The organism is Cellulomonas hominis, assembly GCF_005239125.1.
GTDB lineage: Bacteria > Actinomycetota > Actinomycetes > Actinomycetales > Cellulomonadaceae > Cellulomonas > Cellulomonas hominis_A.
Window position 1 is genome coordinate 1 of sequence record NZ_SZYE01000307.1, and the last position, 2,374, is coordinate 2,374.

Consider the following 2,374-nt stretch of genomic DNA (forward strand, 5'->3'; position numbering starts at 1 on the left):
GCCGCCGCCGGTCCCCGGGACCGCGGCGCCCGATCCGGCCGGGTCCGCCCCGGGCGCCGTGGCCCCCGGCGTCGTCGCACCGGGCGTCGTCGCGCCCGGCGTCGTCCCGCCCTCAGCCGCCGCCACCCGCAGCGTCACCGCGTCGGTCGCCACGGCGGCCGCGGCGTTCTCGACCACCAGCCGGATCATCAGCCCGTCGTCGCCCACGACCGGCGTGTAGCTGACGGTGTGCCGCACCGTCCCGGAGGTCGGGGCGGCCGCGACCCGGAGCGCGAGGGCGCGCGGTGCGGCGACGCCCGCCTGGGACACCCCGGCCCCGTCGGGCAGGTCGCCCCAGGTCCTGCCGCCGTCGCGCGACGACTGCCAGGTGGCGGTCCCCGCATCCGCGTCGACCACCCAGGACAGCGTGACCGGCCGACCGGCGACGACGGCGAGGACCCCGTCGGCGCCCACGCCGCCGGGCTCGGACACCACCTCCGGGGCCGTCACGACGGTGATGAGCGCCGGGGCGCTGGTGGCGGTCGCGGGTCCGGCGACCAGCGTCGACGCGGCGACCGCGCGGACGAGGGTGCCGTCGTCCGCCGCCGTGACCGGGAGCTCCAGCACGGGGCCGGTCGCGCCCGGGACCGGGAGCCACGCGGTGCCGTCCGCCGACCGCTCCCACGTGACCGTCGGCGCCGGGGAGCCGCTCGCGGCGACCTCGAACCGCGCGGTGCCCCCGTCCGGCACCGCGACGTCGACGGGATCGCCCACCTCGGGCGGGGTGAGGACGCGCAGCACCGCGACGCCGCTCGCGACGTCGGCCGCCGCGGCGTTGCTCGCGAGCGCCCGGTACGACGACCCGTCGACCTCCGTGGTGGCCGGCACGGTCAGGGTCCCGGACGTGCCGCCCGCGACGTCGGTCCACGCGCCGCCCGGCGCACGGACCTGCCACCGGAGCGCGGGCGTCGGCGAGCCGGCCGCCGCGACCGTGAAGGTGGCGACGCCCCCCGCGTCAGCGGTCGCGTCGGTCGGCTGCGCCGTGAAGGTCGGCGCGGTGTGCACCGTCAGCGTGGCCGCCGCGCTCGGCACCTCGCCCGCGGCACCCGTGGCGACGGCCCGGACGAGCAGGCCCTGGTCCCGCGGGCCGGCCGTGCGCTCGTAGACGGGGCCCGTCGCGCCGGGGACGTCGGTCCAGCCGCTCCCGTCGTCGGTCTGCCAGCGCACGGCCGGCGCGGGCTCGCCGGCCGCCTCGACCTCGAACCGCGCCACGTCGCCCGCCACGACCGTGGCGTCGGCGGGGCCGGTGACCTCGGGACCCCACAGGACGGTCAGCGTGGCGGCGGCGGACACGGCGGATCCGGCGGCGCTGCTGGCCACGGCGCGGTAGCGGGTCCCCTGCGCGGCGCGCTCCGCCGGGACGACGAGCGTCGCGGAGCCGGCGCCCGAGACGGCGACCCACCCGGACCCGCCCGGGACGAGCACGTCCCAGCGCAGCGTGGGCGCCGGGGTCCCCGAGACCGCGACGGTGAAGGTCGCGTCGGCGCCCTCGGGCACCGCCTGGTCCTGCGGGTCGGCCGTGACGAACGGCGCGGCGTGCAGGGTGATCGTGGCGGCGGCGCTCGCGACCTCGCCGGTCGCGCCGGTCACCACCGCCCGGACGCGCAGCCCCGCGTCGCCCGAGCCCAGCACGCGGTCGTAGGTCGGGCCGGTCGCGCCCGCGACGTCGGTCCAGACGTCCTGGCCGGACGGCGCCGTCTGCCAGCGGACCGCGGGTTCGGGCGACCCCGCCGCGGCGACCGCGAACCGCGCCGTGGTCCCGGGCAGCCCGGCGGCGTCGGCCGGCGGGTCCGTGACCTCGGGTCCCCAGGTGACGGCGAGGGCGGCCGGGGCGCTGGTCGCCGTCCCGGCCGCGTTGCTCGCCACCACCCGGTAGCGGGCGCCGTCGTCCTCGCGGGCGGCGTCCACCGTCAGCACGGTGCCGGTCGCACCGGGCACGTCGATCCAGGACGAGGAGCCGGGTGCCGCGCGCTGCCACCGGACGGCGGGCGCCGGCGACCCGGTGACGGTCGTGGCGAAGGTGGCCTGCGCGCCCTCGAGCGCCGTGGCGCCCGCCGGTGCGGAGACCGTGGGGGGCACGGGCTGCTCGAGCGTCGCGCCGGCGGTGCTCTGGTCGACCGTCGCGCGGACCGCGAGCGTGGCCCCGGCACCCCGGGTGAACCGCGCCGCCGCCGTGCCGTCCGCGGCGAGCGCCGGATCGGCCTGGACCGCGGCCGCGTCGTCGACCGGGTCGAACGCCCAGGCCACGGCGCGGCCCGCGAGCGCGCGCAGCAGCGCGGCGGGCGCCGGCGCGCCGTCGGCGAGCGCCACCCGGGCGGTCGCGGTGACGGCGTCG

The 2,374-nt window shown here is 81.0% G+C and carries 1 pseudogene; it reads right to left on the reverse strand.

Annotation, left to right across the window (positions count from 1 at the left end):
- Window positions 1–2,374 (reverse strand): annotated as a pseudogene (locus tag FA014_RS19185) (hypothetical protein); the annotation flags it as partial.